Origin of the sequence: Actinomyces israelii DSM 43320 (genome assembly GCF_000711965.1) — a bacterium.
Classification (GTDB): domain Bacteria; phylum Actinomycetota; class Actinomycetes; order Actinomycetales; family Actinomycetaceae; genus Actinomyces; species Actinomyces israelii.
In genome coordinates this window covers 252969-275560 of record NZ_JONS01000001.1, presented here as the reverse complement: position 1 = coordinate 275560, position 22592 = coordinate 252969, and the positions used below count along the sequence as shown (strand labels likewise).

The 22592-nt window shown below is 72.6% G+C and carries 16 protein-coding genes; 12 read left to right on the top strand and 4 right to left on the bottom strand.

Annotated elements, in window-relative coordinates:
* Positions 1 to 1761: 1761 nt before the first annotated feature.
* Positions 1762 to 5370 carry a DNA polymerase III subunit alpha gene (gene dnaE / locus O145_RS01190; RefSeq protein WP_043558439.1) on the top strand — a complete coding sequence of 1203 codons (3609 nt, stop codon included), beginning with the start codon at positions 1762 to 1764 and terminating at the stop codon, positions 5368 to 5370.
* A 108-nt stretch (positions 5371 to 5478) separates the two neighbouring features.
* On the opposite strand, the gene O145_RS01185 is transcribed toward dnaE, so the two are convergent.
* Positions 5479 to 5739, bottom strand: coding sequence for an RNA-binding S4 domain-containing protein (locus tag O145_RS01185; RefSeq protein ID WP_229118271.1), 261 nt, complete (start codon positions 5737 to 5739; stop codon positions 5479 to 5481).
* Positions 5740 to 5900: 161 nt separating this feature from the next.
* On the opposite strand from O145_RS01185, the gene O145_RS01180 reads away from it, so the two are divergent.
* The 4 genes from O145_RS01180 to O145_RS01165 all read left to right on the top strand — a co-directional run bounded on the left by O145_RS01180 (position 5901) and on the right by O145_RS01165 (position 11881).
* Entirely contained in the window at positions 5901 to 8219 is a 2319-nt protein-coding gene (locus O145_RS01180) for a NosD domain-containing protein (protein WP_043558437.1), read from the top strand.
* A 160-nt stretch (positions 8220 to 8379) separates the two neighbouring features.
* On the top strand, positions 8380 to 8697 hold the full coding sequence (locus O145_RS01175; protein WP_229118278.1) for a hypothetical protein: 318 nt from the start codon (positions 8380 to 8382) through the stop codon (positions 8695 to 8697).
* Positions 8698 to 8852: 155 nt separating this feature from the next.
* Complete coding sequence (locus O145_RS01170) at positions 8853 to 10283, top strand: tyrosine-protein kinase domain-containing protein (RefSeq protein WP_043558434.1); 1431 nt, start codon at positions 8853 to 8855, stop codon at positions 10281 to 10283.
* Positions 10284 to 10414: 131 nt separating this feature from the next.
* Entirely contained in the window at positions 10415 to 11881 is a 1467-nt protein-coding gene (locus tag O145_RS01165; RefSeq protein ID WP_043558432.1) for a sugar transferase, read from the top strand.
* Between the two features lie 46 nt (positions 11882 to 11927).
* On the opposite strand, the gene O145_RS18840 is transcribed toward O145_RS01165, so the two are convergent.
* The 3 genes from O145_RS18840 to O145_RS01155 are packed head-to-tail and all read right to left on the bottom strand — an operon-like array spanning position 11928 to position 12966.
* On the bottom strand, positions 11928 to 12143 hold the full coding sequence (locus tag O145_RS18840; protein WP_043558430.1) for a hypothetical protein: 216 nt from the start codon (positions 12141 to 12143) through the stop codon (positions 11928 to 11930).
* Positions 12140 to 12301: an ADP-ribosylglycohydrolase family protein gene (locus O145_RS19505; protein WP_267489899.1), complete on the bottom strand. Its 162-nt coding sequence runs from the start codon at positions 12299 to 12301 to the stop codon at positions 12140 to 12142. Before O145_RS19505 ends, O145_RS18840 begins: the two co-directional genes overlap by 4 nt.
* Positions 12277 to 12966, bottom strand: coding sequence for an ADP-ribosylglycohydrolase family protein (locus O145_RS01155; protein ID WP_267489898.1), 690 nt, complete (start codon positions 12964 to 12966; stop codon positions 12277 to 12279). Before O145_RS01155 ends, O145_RS19505 begins: the two co-directional genes overlap by 25 nt.
* A 149-nt stretch (positions 12967 to 13115) precedes the next feature.
* On the opposite strand from O145_RS01155, the gene O145_RS01150 reads away from it, so the two are divergent.
* The 7 genes from O145_RS01150 (at position 13116) to O145_RS01120 (ending at position 22104) form a co-directional block, all read left to right on the top strand.
* A complete protein-coding gene (locus O145_RS01150) occupies positions 13116 to 13403 on the top strand; it encodes a hypothetical protein (RefSeq protein WP_043558428.1) in 288 nt (95 codons plus the stop codon).
* 3 nt (positions 13404 to 13406) lie between these two features.
* On the top strand, positions 13407 to 14831 hold the full coding sequence (locus O145_RS01145) for a glycosyltransferase family 2 protein (RefSeq protein ID WP_052374456.1): 1425 nt from the start codon (positions 13407 to 13409) through the stop codon (positions 14829 to 14831).
* Complete coding sequence (locus O145_RS01140) at positions 14828 to 15601, top strand: hypothetical protein (protein ID WP_229118270.1); 774 nt, start codon at positions 14828 to 14830, stop codon at positions 15599 to 15601. The genes O145_RS01145 and O145_RS01140 overlap by 4 nt, the downstream gene beginning before the upstream one ends.
* Positions 15588 to 16763 (top strand): non-hydrolyzing UDP-N-acetylglucosamine 2-epimerase, encoded by a 1176-nt coding sequence (gene wecB, locus O145_RS01135; protein WP_043558426.1) that lies wholly within the window; start codon positions 15588 to 15590, stop codon positions 16761 to 16763. Before O145_RS01140 ends, wecB begins: the two co-directional genes overlap by 14 nt.
* 72 nt (positions 16764 to 16835) lie before the next feature.
* Positions 16836 to 18200 (top strand): histidinol dehydrogenase, encoded by a 1365-nt coding sequence (gene hisD, locus O145_RS01130; protein WP_043558424.1) that lies wholly within the window; start codon positions 16836 to 16838, stop codon positions 18198 to 18200.
* Between the two features lie 387 nt (positions 18201 to 18587).
* A complete protein-coding gene (locus O145_RS01125) occupies positions 18588 to 20540 on the top strand; it encodes a DUF2334 domain-containing protein (RefSeq protein WP_043558421.1) in 1953 nt (650 codons plus the stop codon).
* 52 nt (positions 20541 to 20592) lie between these two features.
* Entirely contained in the window at positions 20593 to 22104 is a 1512-nt protein-coding gene (locus tag O145_RS01120; protein WP_043558419.1) for a hypothetical protein, read from the top strand.
* Positions 22105 to 22592: the final 488 nt, after the last annotated feature.

The window sequence follows — 22592 nt, the reverse complement described above, 5'->3', positions numbered from 1 at the left end:
GCCGTGGGGGTCGGTGATGGTGGTCCTGTGGGCGTCCCAGGTGATCAGGGCCTCCTGGCCCGCTCGGGATCTGGAGACGAGGTAGGCGGTCCCGGCGAGGCTGATGGTGCCGTTGCGTCCTGTGGTGGTGCGCCTGGTGGCGGTGGGGGCGGATCTGCGTCCCGCGTGGGCGCGGGGCCTTGGGTGGTCTGGCCGGTTGGGCGGGCGGGTCGTCGTGCGGCGGTCTGGGGGCCTGGGCCGCCTCGGTGGCGTCCCGTGCCTGGGCGGGGGTAGTGCGCCCGGGCAGGCTCTGGTGGGGACGCTCGGTGTCGTGTGGATGCGGTCGAGGGCGCCTGGCCTGTGCCCGGGGGCCCGGCGACGGTGGCGGGGCGGGGGCTGCTTGCCCGTGCCGGCGCAGCAGGGCGGGGGTGGAAGCGCTCGTTCCTGCGCCGTGGGTGGTGGGCTTGTAGGGCCTGCCGGTGATGGGCTCCACGCCCAGCGCTCTGACGTGATCCACCCCCCGGCCCTGCCGGCCCCTGCGGGTGGGCCTCAACGAGGCCCCGTTATCTCGGTCAGGGGGCTGCCGGGGGCACGCCGTAGGCGCGCACGCCCCCTTGCCGCAGGACCCTGACAGCCGCGTGGCTGGTGGCGGCCCGGGCGACCAGCCAGGCCACCGCCAGGCGGGAGTGATCGCCGAAGAAGGCTGGAGGACCACGCGCTTGCGGCCTCTGTCCAGGACGATTCTCGGTGGAGCCGGCTGCCAGCAGGCGTTCGAGAGCGGGGTAGACGAACCGCCGCCCCTGGCCGCCCCGGGGGGCCTCCTTGCTGGGCTCGGCGCGGACCCGCGTCCCTGGCCCGCAAGGACCCGGGCCAGGGACGCCACTGAAGGCGCCACCCCAGGCCCATGGAGACCATCTTGTCGCACCACGCTGACCGGCCCGTGGCCCCGGGCCCGAGAGCCCCTCCGGGGACGCGCGTACTGCCACCGCCTGGTCCGCGGTCGCCCCACCCAGACGAGTCGGACTGGTCCTGGGGCGGCGGGACCCGGCCCGGCACAGCCGCCTGCCCCTCGGCGCGGGCACGGGCCCTTGAGGGCACAGCAGCGTCCTTGCGCGAGATCCCCTGCTCGGCGCCCAACGTGGCCGGCGCCCCACGCGGAGCGTCATCGGGCCACCGGGCGATGGCAGGGCGAACACCGGGGACGAGCAGGCTCATTCCCACTCACCCGCCAAGCACAACCGAAGTGTCACCACCACCCGAACCGTCACCGATGCCCTGACACACCAACCGTCACCGATCTCCTGAGACATCACAGGTCAGAAGGACGGGAGAAAGGTACGTTCACGCTGCAAAGGTACGTTCACGTCGTCAACCGCCGTCGGCGTCTGGGGTGCGTCCCGTGCCGCCCGCCGGGACCTCCCCGGCGCTGGTCCCTCGGAGTCCGCCGGAGTCCCGAAGGGCCCCGAACGGGTCGCCCTCAGCCGGGAGCAATCACCCCACGCGCTTTCAGGACGATCGGCGGTCTCGGGCGCGGTGCGGATCGTCGTGATTCCACAGTTCTGCGATACGGGCGGCGCGAAGCGCGGTGCTGAAAGTGCGTGGGATGCTCACTTTCCCGAGAGCGCGGCTCCCGGCGGGCGTCCCGAACCGATCTCGGGCCGGAACCGGACCGACCTCGGCGACAGGGGCTGGCGGGAAGATGCGGGAGGAGACGGGGACGGCCAGGCGCCACCGCACCCCACCCGCACCCGGGCCCCGGAGCCGTTCCTCTAGGATGGGCCCATGGCGGACAAGAGCAGCGAGGGCACCCAGGACGCACCCAGGGACGACTTCGTCCACCTTCACGTCCACACCGACTACTCCATGCTCGACGGCGCGGGCAAGATCAAGGACTACGTCGCCGAGGCCAAGCGGCTGGGCCAGCCGGCCCTGGCGATCACCGACCACGGCTACATGTTCGGCGCCTACGAGTTCTACGCGGCCGCCACGGCCGCCGGCATCAAGCCGATCATCGGCGTGGAGGCCTACATGACCCCGGGCACCTCCCGCTTCGACAAGACCAGAGTCTTCTGGGGGGAGGAGTCCCAGCGCGGCGACGACGTGTCCGCCCGCGGCTCCTACACCCACATGACGCTGCTCTCGCGCACCAACGAGGGCCTGCACAACCTCATGCGCATGGACTCCTACGCCTCCCTGGAGGGCCAGTGGGGCAAGGCCCCGCGCATCGACCGCGAGCTGCTCTCCCGCTACTCGGCGGGCCTGATCGGCTCCACCGGCTGCCCCTCCTCCGAGGTCCAGACGCGCCTGCGCCTGGGCCAGTGGGACGAGGCGCTGCGCGCCGCCGGGGAGCTGCAGGACATCTTCGGCAAGGAGTTCTTCTACGTCGAGCTCATGGACCACGGCCTGGAGATCGAGCGGCGGGTCACCAAGGACCTGCTGCGCCTGGCCGAGACGCTCGGCGCCCCGCTGCTGGCGACCAACGACTCCCACTACGTGCGCCCCGAGGACCGCACCATCCAGGACGCCATGCTGTGCATCAACTCCGGCTCGGTGCTCACCGACCCCGACCGCTTCAAGTTCGACGGGGACACCTACTACCTGCGGCCCGGGCGGGAGATGCGCGAGCTCTTCGCTGAGATGCCGGGCGCCTGCGACAACACCCTCCTGGTGGCCGAGCAGTGCGACGTCCACTTCGCCACCGTCGACGAGGGCGCCTCCTTCATGCCGGTCTTCCCCGTCCCCGAGGGCGAGACCATGGAGTCCTGGTTCATCGCCGAGTGCTGGCGGGGCATGGAGCGCCGCTTCGGCGGCGACATCCCCGAGGACTGCCGCAAGCAGGCCGAGTACGAGATCGGCGTCATCGTGCAGATGGGCTTCCCCGGCTACTTCCTGGTGGTCGCCGACTACATCAACTGGGCCAAGGCCCAGGGCATCCGGGTGGGGCCCGGGCGCGGGTCGGGCGCCGGGTCCATGGTCGCCTACGCCATGGGCATCACCGAGCTCAACCCCCTGCGCCACGGGCTCATCTTCGAGCGCTTCCTCAACCCCGAGCGCATCTCCATGCCCGACATCGACGTCGACTTCGACGAGCGCCGGCGCGACGAGGTCATCGAGTACGTCAAGCGCAAGTACGGCTCGGACAAGGTCAGCCAGGTCGTCACCTACGGCGTCATCAAGGCCAAGCAGTCCCTGAAGGACTCCAGCCGCGTCATGGGCTACCCCTACGCGGTGGGCGACCGGCTCACCAAGGCCATGCCACCGACCATTATGGGCAAGGACATCTCCATCAAGGGCATGTTCAACCCCGCCGACGAGCGCTACGGGGAGGCCCAGCAGTTCCGCGAGCTGCACGCCGAGGACCCCGACGCCCAGAAGATCGTCGAGCTCGCCGGCGGCCTGGAGGGCATGACCCGCCAGTGGGGCGTGCACGCCTGCGCCGTCATCATGTCCTCGGCGACCCTGACCGACATCATCCCCATGATGCAGCGCCTCCAGGACGGCGCCTACATCACCCAGTTCGACTACCCCACCTGCGAGCACCTGGGCCTGCTCAAGATGGACTTCCTGGGGCTGCGCAACCTGACCGTCATCTCCGACGCCCTGGAGGGCATCGTCGCCAACGGCAAGGAGCCGCTGGACATCGACCACGTCGAGCTGGACGACCGGGCCACCTACGAGCTGCTCTCGCGCGGGGAGACCCTGGGCGTCTTCCAGCTCGACGGCGGCGGCATGCGCACCCTGCTGCGGCTGATGAAGCCGGACAACTTCGAGGACATCTCCGCCGTCGGCGCCCTGTACCGCCCCGGCCCCATGGGCGCGGAGTCCCACACCAACTACGCCCTGCGCAAGAACGGCCTGCAGGAGATCACGCCCATCCACCCCGAGCTCAAGGAGGCCCTGGAGCCGATCCTGGGAACCACCCACGGCCTGATCGTCTACCAGGAGCAGGTCATGAAGATCGCCACCGACCTGGCGGGCTTCTCCATGGGCAAGGCCGATGCGCTGCGCAAGGCCATGGGCAAGAAGAAGATGGACATCCTGGCCAAGATGTTCGTCGAGTTCGAGGCCGGCATGGTGGAGGGCGGCTTCTCCAAGGAGAGCGTCAAGACCCTGTGGGACGTCGTGGTCCCCTTCGCCAAGTACGCGTTCAACAAGGCGCACTCGGCGGCCTACGGGGTCGTGTCCTACTGGACCGCCTACCTCAAGACCCACTACCCGACCGAGTACATGGCGGCGCTGCTGACCTCCCAGAAGGACAACAAGGACAAGCTGGCCGTCTACCTGGGGGAGTGCCGCCACATGGGCATCACCGTCCTGCCCCCCGACGTCAACGCCTCGCGCGCCCAGTTCTCCGCCGACGGCGAGAGCATCCGCTTCGGCCTGGCGGCCGTGCGCAACGTGGGCCTCAACGTCGTCGACGCGATCGTGGCGGCGCGCGAGGACAAGGGCGAGTTCACCAGCTTCGAGGACTTCCTCGACAAGGTCCCGGCGGTGGTGTGCAACAAGCGCACCATCGACTCCCTGATCAAGGCCGGCGCCTTCGACACCCTGGGCAGGACCCGGCGCGCCCTGCAGGCCTGCCACGAGGACTTCGTCGACGAGATCATCGGCGTCAAGCGCAACGAGGCCGCCGGCCAGTTCGACCTGTTCGCCTCCCTCATGGGCGGCGACGCCATGGAGGGGGCCGGAGGCGCGCCGTCGCCCTTCGGCTCGGGCCCCGTCTTCTCCTCCGAGGTGCCCGACCTGCCCGAGTGGGACAAGAAGGACAAGCTCGCCTACGAGCGCGACATGCTCGGCCTCTACGTCTCCGACCACCCGCTGCTGGGCCTGGAGGGCGTGCTGGGCAAGCTCGCCGACACCGAGATCGCCGACCTGGTCGAGGACGAGGAGCGCCCCGACGGCGCCATGGTGACGATCGCCGGGCTCATCACGGGCCTGACCCGCAAGACCACCAAGCAGGGCAACCTGTGGGCCATCGCCCAGATCGAGGACCTGGGCGGCAGCATCGAGGCGCTGTTCTTCCCCAGCACCTACCAGACCGTCTCCACCATGCTGGCCCCGGACACGGTGGTCACCGTGCGCGGGCGCCTCAACCGGCGCGACGGGCAGGTGGCCCTGTACGCCCAGGAGATGACCCTCCCGGACGTCTCCAGCGCCGCCCACGAGGCGGTCACCATCACCCTGCCGACCAACCGGTGCACCGCCCCGCTGGTGGAGAGGTTCAAGGCGGTCCTCGAGAACCACCCGGGCATGTCCACGGTGCGGCTCAACCTCACCAGCCCCGGCCGGGAGGTGCGCACCCAGCTGGACTCCTCGCTGCGGGTCGAGGCCAGCGCCGCCTTCTACTCCGACATCAAGGCGCTGCTCGGGCCGGGCTGCCTGAGGCGCTGAGGAGCCGCGGGGCGCTTTCGGCTCTACGCGTAACCCGGCGCCGGGCGGGGACGCCCGCCGCCTCGCGGCCGGCTGAGCAGGCGGCCCCTGCCGCCCGGCTCAGACCACTCAGACCACCTCGACGACGGCGCCCGCGGCACCGGTCGGCAGGTCCACCACGACGACGTCGCCGTCGGCGAGCGCGTGCCCGCGACGGGTGTCGGTCTCGCCGTTGACGGTGACATCGCCGCACTGGACCGCCATGCGGGCCTCGGCGCCGTCCTCGACGAGGCCGGCGAGCTTGAGGAACTGGCCGAGCCTGATCCGTCCGCGCACGGGCACGCACGGGTAGCGGCTCGAAGGCGTGTGAGGAGGCGTCCGGGGCTGCACGCCCCCATTCTTCCAGGCCCGCCGTCGGGCCGCCCCGTGTGAGGAGGAGCGCGTCGCGCAGCGGCGCGCTTATCGCACTGTGAGGCACATGTGCTCGCGCTCGGGCAGGGATAACGGTACGGTAAACGCGATTCCGTGCAGTCTGCAGGAGGAGAATCAGCGTGCGTCGCAGCGCAGCCACCATCATTGCCGTGCTCGCCCTCATCATGCTTCCACTGACACTTCCACTGACGGCGTCCAGCGCCGCAGCCGCTCCCGCTGCTGGTGTCGTCCATGTCTCGGCATCGGCCGGTCAGGGCGGCGACGGCTCGGCGGACAAGCCCTACACCACCATCACCGAGGCGATTGCCGCCGCCCCGTCCGGAGCCACGATCGAGGTCGGGGACGGCACCTACCGGGAGGGCGAGATCTCGGTCGACAAGAGCCTGACCATTCGCGCCGCCGAGGGCGCGGCCCCGGTCCTGTCGGGAGCCGAGGTCCCCACATCCTGGTCGGCCTCCGGCTCCACCTGGTCCACCGCGGCGGACATGGTGCGCTTCTGTACGGTGTGCACCACCAACGCCGACCCCTCCGCCGAGGGCATGGCGGCCCACCCCGAGCAGGTCTTCGTCGACGGCAAGCCGCTGACCCAGGTCGCCACGCGCGGGGAGGTCACGGAGTCCACCTTCTACGTCCAGGACGACGACCCGATCACCGCCAAGAACCCGTCCAACAGCCGGGCGGGCTACAACACCAAGCCGCACCGGGGGACCTCCTACGTCATCGGCGTGGACCCCGACCAGCACACGGTCGAGGTCGCCCAGCACTCGCGGGCCCTGACCCTGTCGGCCGACAACATCACCCTCAGCGGCCTGACCGTGGAGAAGTACTCCCCGGTCCAGGAGTGGGACTACATGGACCCCGAGATCGGCACCAGCACGGGGGGCGTCATGGTCTTCGCCTCCGGCACCGGTCTGACCATCACCGGCAGCGCCTTCAGGTACTCCGGGGGAGGCACGGCGCTGGGCGTCGCCAACGCGCAGAACGCGACCGTGACCAGCAACAGCATTACCGACAACGCCGGCGTCGGGATGGGCGTCAACCGCTCCTCCAACGTCACCATCGAGAACAACCTGTGGTCGGGGAACAACAGCGCCGGCTTCATCACGACCGCCTGCGGGGGCTACTGCACCATCGCGGACACGAAGGTCACGCACTCCGAGAAGGTGCGCTACGCCTACAACACCGTGGACTACTCGCAGTCGGGCACCGACCACTCCGAGCTGTCCTCGTGGGAGACCAACCGGCAGTCCGGCGTCTGGTTCGACGAGGGCGTCCTGGACTCCTCCGTCCTGGCCTCGTACTTCGTCAACGTGCCCACGGGGGTCTCCGTGGAGGTCTCCAAGGGCAACACGGTCGCCTCCAACCTCATCGAGGGCGCCGGCATCGGCATCCAGGTCGCGGGCTCGGAGAGCACCAAGGTGTGGAACAACACGGTGACGCACGCGCTGACGAGCGTCTCGGTCTACGAGGACGAGCGCTCCGACGGCTGCAACGCGCGCGGCAGCGACGGCACCTGCACCTCCAACGAGAGCTGGTCCAAGGAGCACGGCCTGACATGGGACGCCACGGACACGAGCATCTACAACAACATCCTGTCCTCCGAGCAGATGGTCCCCGCGAACGCGGACACCTGGCGGTACTCCGCCATGGTGCAGGTCACCGGCGCCAAGGACGCCGACGGCTCGAGCGCCTTGTACGCCAACGACATGGTCTCCGGCATCGACTACAACGTCTACTACCGGCAGCCCACGAGCCAGCCCTCGACCACCGTCCTGTGGCAGTACGGGGAGGACCGCGGCTCCCAGGCCGTCAACGCCGCCTCCCTGTCCGACTTCTCCAGCAGCCCGAACGTGACGACGGCGGGCAAGGAGGCCAACGGGCTGGACCTGCAGGGCGGCCGGGACGCCAACCCCGTCCTGGTCAGCGAGTCGGCCGACCCCACCGCGTGGAAGACCTCCGACCTGCACGCCAAGCCGGGCGGTCCCGCCGCGGGCACCGGCACGCCGCTGCCGCAGGACATCGCCGACGCCCTGGGGGTGAGCCCGGGCGGCGCCGTCGACCGCGGGGCTCTGGTCAACGCCGCCTGGCAGGGCGGTGCGCAGACTCCCAAGGCTCCCGCCGCCGCGCCCGCGGCGGAGCAGACCGCCTCCCCCTCGGCCCAGCCCCAGGGGGAGGGCGGCGAGGACGCGGCGGCCCAGACCCAGGCGGCCCAGGCCGCAGCTGATGATCCGACGACGCCGGGCGTGATCGCCGCCTCCGGGGCCGAGGGCGTCGGCGTGGCGGCACCGGGCGGCCAGATCGACGCCGTCGATCACCCCGCCACCGGTGCTCAGTCCACGACGCTGCAGAAGTTCGTCGGCCGCACCATCGCCGGCCTGGGGGCGACCGCCACGGTCCTGGGCGCCGTCCTCTACCTCTTCCGGGCACGGCTGTTCTGAACAACGGGCTGTGCTGCGGCGCAGGCGGAAGGGGGCGAGGACGGTGGTCATGATCTCAGACGGCGGTCCGCAGCCGGCGTCCTCGGAGGGCCGTGAGCTCGCCGAGGAGCCGGGGGCCCTGGCTCTGGACGTCGGCGAGCGCTACCCGGTGGGCGAGCGCATGCTCACCCTCACCCCCGCTCTGGCGGAGGCCGCCGGCCGGGCCCGGGCGGTCCTGCTCGACGTGGCGGCCCACCGCGAGGTCATCACCTACGGCGAGCTCAGCGAGGCGATCGGCGGCCTGGTCCTGCCCCGGCACATGGGACCGCTGCTCCACATGCTCGGCCACGACTGCCGACTGCGCGACGAGCCGTCCCTTCCCGCGCTCGTCGTCAGTGCAGCCACGGGCGAGGTCGGCACCTCCGACGGCGCCTGGGCGGCGCCCGCCCGCAGGGCGTGCTGGCTGCGCTGGGGCCTCGGAAGTGGCGCGGGGTACTGATATGCCGCGGCGTCCTAACGACTGTGAAACGAACTGGCGCAGGCCCTGGTGCTCATCCGCGTACTGTGGTAACGTCCTCGTGCTTTCTCTATCCATCTTTCCCTGTAGGAGATACACGGCATGCTCAGTTGTGAATCTCGATTGGTGACGGCGGTATGACATTCGAGGATCTTCTCAAGCTCACTCGCCGGCAGGTCGTCGCCATCGCCGTCGGTCTCCTCGCGGGGCTCTTCGTGGCCCTCACGGTGATCCTGCTGACGCCGGTGTCGTATCAGGCCTCCGCGGAGGCCTACATCCGCGTCAACGTGTCGCCGGACGGGGAGGCGGCGCAGCAGTACGCGGCCTCCCAGCTCGCCAACCAGAAGGTCAAGGCCTTCGTGCCCGTGTTCACCTCCGAGGCCGTCGCGCAGGGCGTCATCGACTCCCTGGGGCTCGACATGACGCCGGCCCAGCTGTCGCGCTCGCTGTCGGCGACCAACAAGAACAACACCCTGACGATCACCGTCACCGCGACCGCGTCGTCGGAGGACCGGGCCCGCCGCATCGCCGACGAGGTCGTGCGCCAGTCCGCCGAGCAGGTCAAGCAGCTGGAGGGCGAGGACTCGCCGATCGAGGTCGTGCTCATGTCCCCGTCCGCCCTGGCGCCCACGACCCGCTCGCCGTCCGGGTTCAAGTATCTCGGCGTCGGCCTGGTGGGCGGCGTCCTGCTCGGATACGCCCTGGCCTTCGCGCGCGAGGTGTGGGACAGGCGCGTCCGCTCCGCCGCGGACCTGGCCGCCGTCGTGGACGGCCCCGTCCTCGGCGTCATCCCCGTGTCGGACGCCATTGCGCACGGGCGGGTGGGAACAGGCGCCGGCGCCGGCGCCGAGGAGGCCTTCCGCAAGCTGCGCACCAACATGCGCTACGCCAATGTCGACAAGGGCGTGCAGTCCTTCGTGGTGACCTCGGGCATGCAGGGCGACGGGAAGTCCACCGTCGCCAGCAACCTGGCCCGCGTCATGGCGCTGGCCGGCCAGTCGGTCGTGCTCATCGACGGCGACCTGCGCCGTCACCGGCCCCATGACGGGGGCGGGCGGCGCCGTCCCGGGCTGACCCAGCTGCTGGTCGGCTCCACGTCCCTGGACGCGGTGCTGGTCCAGAGCGCGGTGCCCGGCCTGCGGGTCATTCCGGCCGGCGACCCTCCGCCGAACCCGTCCGAGCTCCTCGGCTCCGAGCGCATGTCGGATCTGGTGACCTACCTGTCGTCGAAGCATGTCGTGGTGATCGACGCGCCGGCCGCGCTGCCGGTCACCGACGCCGCCGCGCTCGGCGCCCACACGGACGGCGTCCTGCTGGTGGCGCGCTCGGGACGGACGACGAACGACCAGCTCGAGCAGACGGTCGAGGTGATCCGGCAGGGCGGCGGCTCTGTCTTCGGCGTCGTTCTCAACCAGACGCCGCAGCCCAAGCCGCGCCGGTTCACCGGCGCCGGCGAGGCGCCGGCGTTCGCGCCCCGTGAGCAGGCCCACGGGGCGGGACGGCGCACGGTGGAGGGGCTGGGCGGCGCCCCGGCTCCGGGGCCCAACCTGCCTGCCAGGGCCAGGTGAGTGCACGGCTCCAGCAAGCACAACTGCGTCGTACGTCCGCTACTCGTCCCCATATCACAGCAGTTTCCCCCTGAGGTTGCAGTTGTCCGCGCCGCCTCGATGCCCTTACGACCCTGGAGAGACCAGAGACCATGTCCCGCACACAGATCGCCCCCTACACCACATCGAAGGTCCCTGGTCCCCGCGTGACGGCGGGATTCCAGCACTCACTACGCGCCGGCGATCTCGCCGCCATCTTCTGCGCCGTCCTCTTCGGCCGGTTCGTGGGCCTTGCCGACGAACGGGCCTTCGCCGCGCACGCCGGTCGGCTCATGCCCAACGACATCCTCCTGGACGTCTGCGTGGCCGCCAGCTGGTGGTTCCTCCTGACGGTCATGAACGCCTACCAGGAGCGCATTCTCGGTCACGGGCTCGACGAGTACCACCGCGTGCTTCAGGCCTCGGCGGCCGAGTTCGGGGGCCTGGCCCTCCTGTCCGCCCTCAGCGGGGCCCAGCTGCCCCGCGTCTACTTCCTGGTGGCCCTGCCCGGCGGCATCGCCCTGCTCCTTATCTGGCGCTGGGCGGCCCGTCAGTTCTTCGTGCAGGCCAGGAGACGGGGGGCCTTCACCCGCCCGGCGTTCGTCGTCGGCTCCCACGAGTCGGCCTCGGCGGTGATCGCCACGATCAGCCGGCGGCCCGAGCTCGGCCTGAAGCCCTGCGGCGCCTTCCTGTCCGACGACGGCCCGGCGGACTGCGACGCCGCAGACGTCGCGCACCTGCCCGTGCCGGTCGTCGGGGGCGTCGAGGACATCGGCCGGGCCGTTGACGGGGCCGACGGGATCACCCTGCTGATCGCCCCGACCTCCGGCCTGACCCCGCTGGCGGTCCGCAGGATCGGACGGGCGCTGGGGACGACGAGCCGGCTCATGCTGGTGCGCGCCGCCCTCGAGGTCTCCGGCCCGCACTCGGCCGGCGGCATCCGTCTGCACGAGATCAGCTTCGGCTCATTCGCCAGAACCAGGCTCGCGGTCAAGAGGGCGATCGACATCGTGGCGTCGGTCATCCTGATCATTGCCCTGGCCCCCATGTGGGTCGTGGTGCCCGCGCTCATCCGGCACGACGACCGCGGACCGGCCTTCTTCCGCCAGACCAGGGTCGGCAGGGACGGGCAGACGTTCAGGATTTGGAAGTTCCGCACCATGCGCGTCAACGCCGACACCGAGCTGGGCACCCTGCTGACCGAGCAGGGGACGGGCGACAAGCCCTTGTTCAAGGTGGCGGGCGACCCCCGCATCACCAGGATCGGACGGGTGCTCCGGCGCACGTCCCTGGACGAGTTCCCCCAGCTGTTCAACGTTCTCGAGGGATCGATGAGCCTGGTGGGGCCCAGGCCCCAGGTCCCCAAGGAGGTCGAGTTCTACGACGAGACCGCCGCACGCCGGCTGCTGGTCAAGCCGGGGATGACGGGACTGTGGCAGGTCAGCGGAAGGTCCGCCCTGAGCTGGGAGGAGGCCCTGCGCCTCGACCTGTTCTACGTGGAGAACTGGACCCTCCTGATGGACTTGAAGATCCTGCTCAGGACCGTCAAGGTCGTCCTCACCCAGGAGGGGTCCGCCTGAGCGGCTGGAGCGTCCGCCGTCGTCCGCCCGGACGGCGCGACGCCGGTCAGGCCGCCGGCCGTCCGATTCCCGCCAGCGCCGTCCGGCGCGCCAGGTCCCGCAGGTCGGCGGCGCGCGGCGGTGCGGAGCCGGGGCCGGCCGGCAGCCCGTGGACCTTCGCCTCCCACCTGTCCGGGACGGCGGCGGCGCCCAGGTAGCCGCCCGCCACCGCGCCGGCGATCGCGGCCACCGTGTCGGCCCCGCTGAACGGCAGGCCCCTCACGCCGGCGAGACGACGTGGGCGCGGATCATCTCGGCCTGGATGACGCAGGAGCCGGCGGCCAGGGGATCGGCGTGCGTCAGCGACGCCGCGGCCCGAGCCGCTGCCGCCGTGGCGCGCGGGTCGTGCAAACGGGTCAGGCCGACGACGCCGTTGCGCATGAGCGCCGTTCCCGGTGCTGCGCCCGCCGGAGGCCCTGTGGTAGTCCAGCGCGGCGCATCCTCTCCGAGACGCCCGGCTCACCGCGGTGGCGGGCGACGGACGTCAGGACCGCGTGGGTCTGCGCGCCGACGTCGGAGGCCGCTGAGGCGAGCCAGTCGATGAAGCCGTTCGCAATGGCGTCCAGGGCGGCCCGGCTCGTCAGGTCGGCGCCGGTGGCCGCGACGCGGGCGATCACCACCGCCACCTGGGTGTCGTCGCTCCACTCGCCCGGCGCGCAGGGGCCCAGGCCCCCGCCCTGCATGAAGCCCTCGCCCGGCTCGGCCCCGCAGCCGGGATCGGCGGGGCGGCGGTCGAGCTCCCACGGCGCCCCGAGGGCGTGGCCGCAGGCCTGGGCCGGCAGGACTCCCTCGGCGCGGTCGAGCTGGGAGGCGGACAGGGGGGCTTCATCGGTACCCGCGGGCGGAGTGTAGGTGTCGGGCGCGGCGGCCGACGGCGCACGGGGGCGCTCGGCGGGGGCGTGCCCGCCTTGGGCGCCGGCCGGCCCGCACCGGTCGGGGCGGGGCCGTCGGGGACGGCCGCACGCGCCGGTACCGGGACGGACCGCGAGCGCCCCCGGGCGGCTGTGCTCAACCTGTGAGATACTCCATGAATCGAACGTGATCATTTTGTTACATTCATGCATGCTTCTGATTATCCTGGGTGCACGTGGTGTTCGGCTGTCCTGAGAGCGGCCCGGCGCCCCGTGCAAGAGACGCGCCGTCCCCCAGGGGCGCGGCGCTCCGCCACCTCACCAAGTGTCGATCGGCAACGATCATGCACATTCTTGATCTCACAGACGCGGAGCACGTCCTCGTCGCCTCCGCCTTCTTCGCTCAGCAGCGTCTCGACCTGGTACCCCGGCTGCTCGTGGACGTCGCCGGGGCGGTGTTCCTCGCCGTCGTCCTGCTCTTCATCGGGCTCAACGTCTACGGCGCCGCCCACCGCGCGCGCTCCGCCGGCGGCGCCTACCGGCCGCGTCACGCGCGGCCCCGCTCCTACCGCGGCGCCGGCTCCTCCAGCCGCCGCCCCAGAACCGGCCTCCACGACCTGACGACGGGGTGAAGCATGAGCATCCTCATTCTGATCGACCGCATCGTCTGGGGCGGTGCGCTGGGAATGGTCATCGTGGCCCTCGGCTACGCCCTGGCCCTTCTCGTCGTCTCCGGGCGCCCGCCCCGCCGCTCGGCGGACGGACGGCCGCCGGCCCTCGACCCCGGCATGCGCGTCGTGGTCCTCATGCCCTGCCTCAACGAGGCCGAGGTCATCGCGGCCTCCGTCCAGCGCCTGCTCGACATCCGCGACCCCGGTCTGCACGTCATGGTTATCGACGACGGCAGCGACGACGGGACCGGGGACGTCGTCCAGGCCCTCGGCGACCCGCGCGCCGAGGTCCTGCGGCGCGTCCTGCCCAACGCCCGCAGGGGCAAGGGCGAGGCCCTCAACAGCGCCCTCGCCGTCGTCCGCGAGCGCTTCTCCGGCTGCGACCCGAGCTCGGTGATCGTCGGCGTGGTCGACGCCGACGGCCGCCTGGACCCCCACGCGATCGCCGAGGCGCGCCGGGCCTTCGCCTCGGCGGAGGTCGGCGCCGTGCAGATGGGGGTGCGGATCAACAACCGGTTCAGCTCGCTGCTGGCCCGCATGCAGGACATGGAGTTCGTGGTCTTCACCTCCGTCTTCCAGGAGGGGCGCCGCCGCCTGGGCAGCGTCGGCATGGGCGGGAACGCCCAGTTCGCCCGCCTGTCCGCGCTCAACTCCCTGGGGCGCAGGCCGTGGACGCGCTCGCTGACGGAGGACTTCGACCTGGGCGTGCGCCTCAACGGTGCCGGCTGGACGAATGAGTACTGGGGCCGGGCGGCCGTCCACCAGCAGGGCGTCACCAGCGGCCGCCGCCTGCTGCGCCAGCGCACCCGCTGGTTCCAGGGCAACCTCCAGTCGGCCCGCCTCCTGGGGAGGGTCGCCCGCGAGCAGCGGGGCCTGTCCAGGGCGGACTCCCTGTGGCAGATCCTCACCCCCTCGCTGCTCCTGGCGGGGTCATTCCTGGTCGCCTCGTTCCTGTCCGCCCTCATCCTGACGGCCGCCGCCGCGGTTCAGGGCATGCCCCGGTCGTGGCGGTGGGCCGCCGGCGCCTACCTGCTGGCCTTCGGCCCGGGCCTGATCTTCGGGTGGCTCTACTGGCGTGTCGAGCGCAGCGAGGGCCTGGGGCTGCTGCGCGCCCTGGCATACTCCCACCTGTTCGTCCTGTACGGGCTCATGCCCTGCCTCGTCGGCTGGCGCGCCCTGGCCCGTCAGGCCACCGGCCGCACCGGCTGGGCCAAGACGGCCCGCGAGGCGGACCCGGAGGAGGAGCAGGCCGCCCTGGTGCCGGTCCAGGGGGCGCCGCGGCGGCCCGGCGCCGCACCGGGCCAGCCGACGGGGACCGGCCCCCGCCCCGACGCCGCGGGCGCCCCGGCTCCGGTGTGGCGGAGGGTCGCTGCGGGGACGGCCGGATGAGCATCCGTGTGGCGGAGAGGATCGGGGAGGGGGCCAGGTGGTTCCTGCGGCTCGCCCGGCGGCACGTCGTCGTGGCCCTGGTCGGGGTGCTCGTCCTGGGCGGTGTCGTGACCACCGTGTACACCATGGCCAACCGCTGCGGGTGGACGACCGTCCACCACGGGTACGGGAGGGTCACCTGCTCCCGGGAGACCATCCGCCTGAGCCCGAAGGCCGCCACCCGCTCCGACGAGACGCACGCCGCCCTGGCGACGGTCGACGGCATGGCGGTCGAGGCGGGCGCGACGCAGACGATCACGGCGACCGTGCGCACCGTCGCCCAGCTGCGCACCGGGAGCGACCCCAATCCCTGGGAGGTCGCCTGGCTGCTGTGGAGCTACACCGACGACCAGCACTTCTACGCCCTGGCCCTGAAGCCCAACGGCTGGGAGGTCAGCAAGGAGGACCCCGCCTACCCCGGGGCCCAGCGCTTCCTCGCCTCCGGGGACGCGCCCACCTACCCGATCGGCACCGCCTTCGACGTCACCGTGACCACGACCACGGCCGGCGACGCCGTCACCATGACGGTGAGCGTGGACGGCGCCGAGCTCGCCACCGTCACCGACGAGGAGAGCCCCTACCCGTCAGGGGCCGTAGCGGCCTACACCGAGGACGCCGTCATCACCGTCGGCCCGGTCTCGCTGACGACCGGGGCCGCGCCGAGTAGCCTGAGTAGCCCAAGCAATCGCACAAGACCCGGAGATAGGGACGAAACCCATGACCGCGCCTGAGCCGCCCCTGACCGCCATGCTTATCTACGGCACCCGCCCCGAGGCCATCAAGATGGCCCCGCTGGTCAAGGCCATGGGGGAGGACCGGCGGTTCCGCCCCGTCGTCGTCGTGACCGGCCAGCACCGCGAGATGCTCGACCAGGTCAACGGCTTCTTCTCCATCGCCCCCGACGTGGACCTCGACATCCACGCCCCCGGCCAGTCCCTGACCCAGGTCACCACCCGGACGCTGACCGGCGCGGGCGAGCAGATCGAGGCACTGGCCCCCGACGTCGTCCTCGTCCAGGGCGACACCACCTCCGCCTTCGCCGCGGGCCTGGCCGCCTTCTACCACGAGGTGCCCGTCGCGCACGTCGAGGCGGGCCTGCGCACGGGTTCGATCGCCTCGCCCTACCCCGAGGAGGCCAACCGGCGCCTGCTCAGCCAGATCACCTCCCTGCACCTGTGCCCGACCGGGCGCAGCCGGGACAACCTCCTGCGGGAGACCTTCGACCCGACCACGGTCCTGGTCACCGGCAACACCGTCATCGACGCCCTCCTGGACGCCGTCACCCGGCCGGTGCCGCCTGCCGACCCGGCGCTGGCCGACGCCCTGTCCGACTCGGCCCGCCGCGTCGTCCTGGTCACCGCGCACCGGCGGGAGTCCTGGGGCGAGCCCATGGAGCGCATCGGACAGGCCGTCGCGCGCCTGGCCCGGGCCCACCCCGACACGCTCTTCGTCCTGCCGGCCCACCGCAATCCGCGCGTGCGCCAGGCCCTCCTGCCGCGCATCGCCGGCCGTGGCAACGTCGTGGTCACCGAGCCCCTGGAGTACGGCCAGTTCTGCACCCTCATGAACCGGGCCGACGTCGTGCTCACCGACTCCGGCGGCGTCCAGGAGGAGGCGCCGGCACTGTCCAAGCCCGTCCTGGTCATGCGCGAGAACACCGAGCGTCCCGAGGCGATCGCCTTCGGGGTGGCCCGGCTCGTGGGCACCGACGAGGAGCGGATTGTGGCGGAGGTCTCCCGCCTGCTGGACGACCCGGAGGCCCACGCGGCCATGGCCCGCGCCGTCAACCCCTACGGCGACGGGAGGGCCGCCGCCCGCGTCCTGGCGGCGCTCGCCGCCACCTTCGGCCTCGGCGAGCGCCTGCCCGACTTCGACCCGGCACCTGGGGCCTGAGCGGGCGTCCTCGGGGTCCGGGCCCCGCTGAGGGCCGCCCGCGCCGGACCGTCCGGTGGCTAGCATGTGCGTGTGCTGACCCGAATCGACCTGCGCGACCAGGACCTGTCCGCCCGCGACCTCGCCGAGGCGCTGCCCCGCGCCCGCCTGGACGTCGCCACCGCCCTGGACCGGGTGGCGCCCGTCATCCAGGACGTGCGCGCGCGCGGCGCCGCCGCTGTGCGCGACGCCTCCGAGCGCTTCGACGCCGTGCGCCCCGAGCACCTGCGCGTGCCCGCGCAGGCCCTCCGGACCGCCCTGGCCGGCCTCGACCCGGCGGTGCGCGAGGGCCTCGAGCTGTGCATCGCCCACAACCGTGCTGGTCACGCCGCCCAGCTCCCCGTCGAGGCCGTCACCCAGATCGTTCCCGGGGGGCGGATCGTCCAGCGGTGGATCCCGGTGGGCAGGGTCGGGCTCTACGTCCCCGGAGGTCTCGCCGTCTACCCGAGCTCGGTGGTCATGAACGCGGTGGCCGCCCAGGTCGCCGGCGTCGAGCAGATCGCGCTCACCTCGCCGCCGCAGGCCGCCTTCAACGGCCTGCCCCACCCCACGATCCTGGCCGCCTGCGCCCTGCTGGGCCTCACCGAGGTCTACGCCGCCGGCGGCGCCCAGGCCGTCGCCATGCTCGCCTACGGCGCCCGGGCCGACGACGACGTCGACCGGGCCGACCTCGCGGCCGCGGGCGGTCCCGGCGAGCCGGGGGCGATGCTGTGCGATCCCGTCGACGTCGTCACCGGCCCCGGCAACATCTACGTGGCGGCCGCCAAGCGCGCCGTGCGCGGCGCGGTGGGCATCGACGCCGAGGCCGGGCCCACCGAGATCGCCGTCCTGGCCGACGGGACCGCCGACCCGGAGTACGCGGCCGCCGACCTGCTCTCCCAGGCCGAGCACGACCCGAGCGCCGCAAGCGTCCTGATCACCGACTCCCCGGCCCTGGCCGACGCCGTCGACCAGGCGCTGGCGCGCCGCCTGGCCGCCACCAGGCACGCCGAGCGGGCCGGCACCGCCCTGCGCGGAAGGCAGTCGGGGACCGTGCTGGTGCGCGACCTGGAGCAGGGCATCGCCGTCGCCGACGCCTACGCCGCCGAGCACCTGGAGATCCACACCGCCGGCGCCCCCGAGGTCGCGCGCCGCATCCGCAACGCCGGGGCGATCTTCGTGGGCCCCTGCAGCCCCGTGCCGCTGGGGGACTACCTGGCGGGCTCCAACCACGTCCTGCCTACCGGCGGCACGGCCCGCTTCAGCTCCGGGCTGAGCGTCATGGCCTACCTCAGGCCCGTCCAGCTCATCGAGTACGACGCCGCCGCCCTGGAGTCCCTGAGCGGCCCGCTGAGCGCGCTGGCGCACTGCGAGGACCTGCCGGCGCACGCCGAGGCCGTCCGGGCCCGCCGGGGCTGACCCCCGCCGGGGCTCGTCGTCCCCGGCTCCACAGGGACGCCCGGGCCCGCCGGGGCCGGTCTCGCCGTTCGCCTGCACGTCGGACCCTGCAGCGGGGCCGGCCCCCGCCGGACCGCCGGAGCACGTCCCTCCGCCTCGGGGAGGCTCGCGACGCCCCTCCCGTCGGCCCTCCCCGTGGGTTCCGCGGGTCTCCGTGTGAGCAACGACATATACAAGGGGTCCCTATGAATGCTAGCGTCGTTACCGGATCGTAACTTTGACTGCGTCACTGATCGCTTTAGCAGGTGCTTCCGGCGCTCGTCGCTCCCCGACGGGGCGATCGTCTTCGGAGCGCCTTCGAGACGCAGGATCCTTCCAACCGAGAACGGCCCCTGACGGAGGTGCACCATGTCCCGTCCCTTCCCCGGCGGACAACGCCGGACCCGATACGGGCTCCCTCTGCTGGCGATGTGCGTCGCGGCCCTCGCCCTGGCGGTGCCGGGCTCGAGCGCGGCACCCGCCGACTCGCCCGACTCGCCCGCCGGGGCCCCGGCGGGCGAGTCGGGCGCCCCCGCGGACCTCGCCTCCGAGGTCGCCGACCAGGCCGCCGCCGGAGTACCGGCCCCCGAGGCCGCCAGGCAGGAGACCCTGCCGCTCGCACTCGACCCGGACGCCCAGGTCGACCTCGCCGCCCCCGCCGACGCGGCCGGTGCGCCCGCGCAGCCCCGCGACCTCGCCGCGCAGGCGCCGGAGACGCCCGCCAGCGCCCGCAGCTTCTCCAGCCAGGCCAACGGCCCGGCCAGCACCCTGGTCCTGTTCGACACCGGCGGCGAGTGGGGCCGGCTCGGGGAGTACTACGCGATCGAGGCCGGCATGCTCGCATCCCACAGCGGGGCCGTGACGACCCTGCCGGTGACCGACTACGTCGCCGGTCTCGCGGGCCGGTACACCGCGGTGATGTACGTGGGCTCCACCTACGACGGCGAGCTGCCCCAGGCCTTCCGGGACGACGTGCTGACCGGGGACGTGCCCGTGCTGTGGATGGGCTTCAACATCTGGCAGCTGACCTCCACCCAGGAGGGCAGGACGGCCTTCGCGGCCCGGTACGGGTGGGACGCGGCCACGTCCTACATCGACGCCACCGACACCGTGACGAAGGTGAGCTACAACGGCCGGGACCTGAGCCGCAACGCCCTGAACACCAGCGGCATCCTCTCGCCCCACATCACCGACGCCGCCGCCGTCAGCGTGCTCGGCCAGGCGCGGTGCTCAGGGGCCGACGGCGCGGAGGCCGCCTGCGCCTCCGTGGCGCAGTCCTCCGGGTCGGCCTTCCCGTGGGCGGTGAAGTCGGGCAACCTGACCTACATCGGCGAGATCCCCATGACCTACATGAACGAGTCCGACCGCTACCTGGCGGCCGCCGACATCGTCCTCGACACCCTCCAGCCCGGGGCGGCCGCCACCCGCACCGCGGCCGTCCGCATCGAGGACGTCAGCCCGGAGACCGACCCGGCCCAGCTGCGCGCCCAGGTCGACTACCTCGTGGGCGAGCAGGTCCCCTTCCAGATGGCCGTCGTCCCCATCTACACCGACCCCCTGGGCGTGGACAACGACGGCGCGCCCGAGGGCCCCACCACGCTGGCCGACCGGCCCGAGCTCGTCGCTGTGCTCAAGTACGCGGTCGACAACGGCGGGACCCTCGTGCAGCACGGCACCACCCACCAGTACGGCGAGCTGACCAACCCGTACTCGGCCGTGAGCACCGACGACTTCGAGTTCATCCGCTCCTGGTGCACCGCCACCCCCGACCGGGGCGCCGAGGCGGTGCCGTGCACGAAGACGACCTACGTGCAGATCGGCGGCGAGCTGGCGAACATGTCTGCCGCTCAGACCGCCGACCGCGTCACCCGCGGCCGCGACCTCTTCGCCGAGGCGGGCCTGCCAACCCCGGCCATCTTCGAGGCCCCCCACTACGCGGCCACCGACGCCGCCTACCGGGGGATCTCGCAGGTCTACTCCACCCGCTACGAGCGCTCCCTGTTCTACGCGGGCACGCTCACCGGCCGCAGCGGCGGCCCCTACGACTACGTCGGGCAGCTCTTCCCCTACACGGTCACCGACCCCTACGGGATGAACGTCCTGCCGGAGAACCTGGGCAACTACGAGCCCGAGGCCTACAGCCAGCACCCGGCCCGAACGGCGCAGGACATTATCGCGGCGGCGCAGGCGAACACGGTGGTCACCCACGCCAACGCCTCCTTCTTCTTCCACCCCTTCTACGACATCAACGCGCTGAAGGATATTGTCGCCGGTATCAGGGGGGCCGGATACACCTTCGTGCCGGCGACCGACCTGGGTTGAGCGAGCATCCGGGTGAGTGGGACCGCCCACCCGGACACGGGCAGGAGGAGCTATGGCGCACCCGGTGCACCCGGCGCACCACGCGGGCGGGATCAGCAGGCGCCGGGCCCTGGCCTGGACGGCCGGCGTCACCACCGCGGCTGCCGCCGTCATGGCGGCGTGCGCGCCCGACGAGGACGAGCCGGGCTCGGGCGTCGCGCGCCTCGACGTCGTCGATCCGGCCGGCTCCCTGCTCGACCTCGACGGCCTGCGCCGCATCCAGTCCAACGGGGCGGGGGAGGACGGCTGGGACGACCAGCTCCTGGACACCGGCACCCTGGAGGTCCTGGCCCACGCGCCCCTGTACGAGGACGACGAGGCCAGCGCTGCCGTCGACCTGCCGGGGGGCGGCCCCGCGACCCTGACGCTGTCGTGGCCCACGAGCCACGGCTACTCCGCCCTCATGGCGGACATCCCCGGCCCGGGCCGCTACTCCCTGGCCGAGCTCGCCGCCCGCGCCCTGTACGAGCGCCAGGGGACGCGCCTGGACGCCCTTGGTGCGGCGGCGCGCGCCGGGGTGCAGTCCCTGCGGGAGGGCGCCGCCGCCGCCCTGGAGGCCTGCTCGTCGGCCTCCGACCCTGCCGAGCGCGCCTCGCGCGGGGCTGAGGCCCTGGAGGCGGCGGCCGGCGCCCAGCTGGCCCTCGACGAGGCCGGCCGGGCGCTCGCGCCGGCCGACGCGCTCATCGGCGTCACCTTCACCCAGCCGCCCGACGCCTCCCAGGTCTCCCGGGCCGCCGGCATCGGCGAGGGGCGGCGGCGCACGGCGGCCAGGATCGTCGTCGACGACGCCTCTGACTCCGACGAGCTGGACGCCTGGCGGCGGACCGTCACCGCCCTGCACGACGCCGGGGCGCTCGCCCTGGTGCAGGTCTGCGACTCCCAGGTGATGGCGGACTTCAGCGACGAGGCCTGGGACCAGCGGGTGGGGGCTCTGGTGGCCGGCCTGCCCGGGGCCGACGCCTGGGAGGTCGGCAACGAGCTCGGCGGCTCCTGGCTGGGGGACGGCGCCGTCGACAGGACCCTGCGGGCGGCGCGGGCCGTGCGCGCCGACCCGGCCACGGCCGCCGCCACCACCGTGGTTACCCTCTACTACCAGTTCGGCCAGGAGTCGGGGGAGAGCTCGGTCCTCACCTGGGCGGGCAGCGAGCTCACCCCTGAGCTGCTCGGGCTCACCGACGTGCTGGGCCTGTCCGTCTACCCCCAGCTGCACCCGCTGGGCACGGGCGCCGACCGGGTCCTGACCGCCCTGGCGGAGGCTTTCCCGGACCAGCGCCTGGCCCTGACCGAGCTCGGCTACGGCGGGGACGACCTCGACCCCGGCCCCTGGTGGTTCGGCTCCCGGCAGGACGCGGCCGCCGCCCGCACCGCCACCGCCCGCCACCTGACCAGCGCGGCGCTGGGCCGCGCGAGGTCCTGGGGCGCCCCCTTCTGGTGGTACTACCTCCGGGACGAGCAGCCCGGGGCGCCGGGAGGCCCCGTCGGCGAGGTGCTCGCCGAGGCCGCCACGGGCTCGTCGGACCACTAGGCGACCGGTCCGGGGCGTTGGGCGGGTCGGCGCCCGGAGCGCCCGGCTCCTCCCTCGGCCGCTCCCGGTCGTCTCCTTTGCCGAGATTTTGCCGAGATCGGTCTGAGGTGCTCGTCGGGAGCGGTCTCGCCCGGTTCCTCGGGACCTTGTGGGGGCCGGTTGCGGTAGGGAAAGGTGGCTCCTACGCACTTTTAACGCTGGGCCTTGCTCCGCCTGTGTCGTAGAACCGCGAAATTGCAACGATTCTTGTTGAGCGCATCGGTGTCGATCGCCTTAAAAGTGCGTGGGAACCACCTTTTCTCCGCTCTCGGGCGCAGGCGGGTGCCGGGTGGGTCCCCTGCTGTGGTGCCGGCTCCTGCGGTGGACGGTTGGTGCGGCCGGGTGCGGCCCGAGGGGTGCGGGCCGGAGCCGGACCAGCCGACCGTCCCGGCCATGACGGGGCTCGGACGACGGCGCGGCCGCGCCCGCCCGGGCCCGCGGTGCGCCGG

Excerpts from the sequence above, each read along its gene's own strand:
- dnaE (WP_043558439.1), top strand. The coding sequence starts at position 1,762 with ATGGCGGACAAGAGCAGCGAGGGCACCCAGGACGCACCCAGGGACGAC.
- O145_RS01175 (WP_229118278.1), top strand. The coding sequence starts at position 8,380 with ATGCTCACCCTCACCCCCGCTCTGGCGGAGGCCGCCGGCCGGGCCCGG.
- O145_RS01170 (WP_043558434.1), top strand. The coding sequence starts at position 8,853 with ATGACATTCGAGGATCTTCTCAAGCTCACTCGCCGGCAGGTCGTCGCC.
- O145_RS01165 (WP_043558432.1), top strand. The coding sequence starts at position 10,415 with ATGTCCCGCACACAGATCGCCCCCTACACCACATCGAAGGTCCCTGGT.
- O145_RS19505 (WP_267489899.1), bottom strand. The coding sequence starts at position 12,301 with ATGCGCAACGGCGTCGTCGGCCTGACCCGTTTGCACGACCCGCGCGCC.
- O145_RS01155 (WP_267489898.1), bottom strand. The coding sequence starts at position 12,966 with ATGATCACGTTCGATTCATGGAGTATCTCACAGGTTGAGCACAGCCGC.
- O145_RS01150 (WP_043558428.1), top strand. The coding sequence starts at position 13,116 with ATGCACATTCTTGATCTCACAGACGCGGAGCACGTCCTCGTCGCCTCC.
- O145_RS01145 (WP_052374456.1), top strand. The coding sequence starts at position 13,407 with ATGAGCATCCTCATTCTGATCGACCGCATCGTCTGGGGCGGTGCGCTG.
- O145_RS01140 (WP_229118270.1), top strand. The coding sequence starts at position 14,828 with ATGAGCATCCGTGTGGCGGAGAGGATCGGGGAGGGGGCCAGGTGGTTC.
- wecB (WP_043558426.1), top strand. The coding sequence starts at position 15,588 with ATGACCGCGCCTGAGCCGCCCCTGACCGCCATGCTTATCTACGGCACC.
- O145_RS01125 (WP_043558421.1), top strand. The coding sequence starts at position 18,588 with ATGTCCCGTCCCTTCCCCGGCGGACAACGCCGGACCCGATACGGGCTC.
- O145_RS01120 (WP_043558419.1), top strand. The coding sequence starts at position 20,593 with ATGGCGCACCCGGTGCACCCGGCGCACCACGCGGGCGGGATCAGCAGG.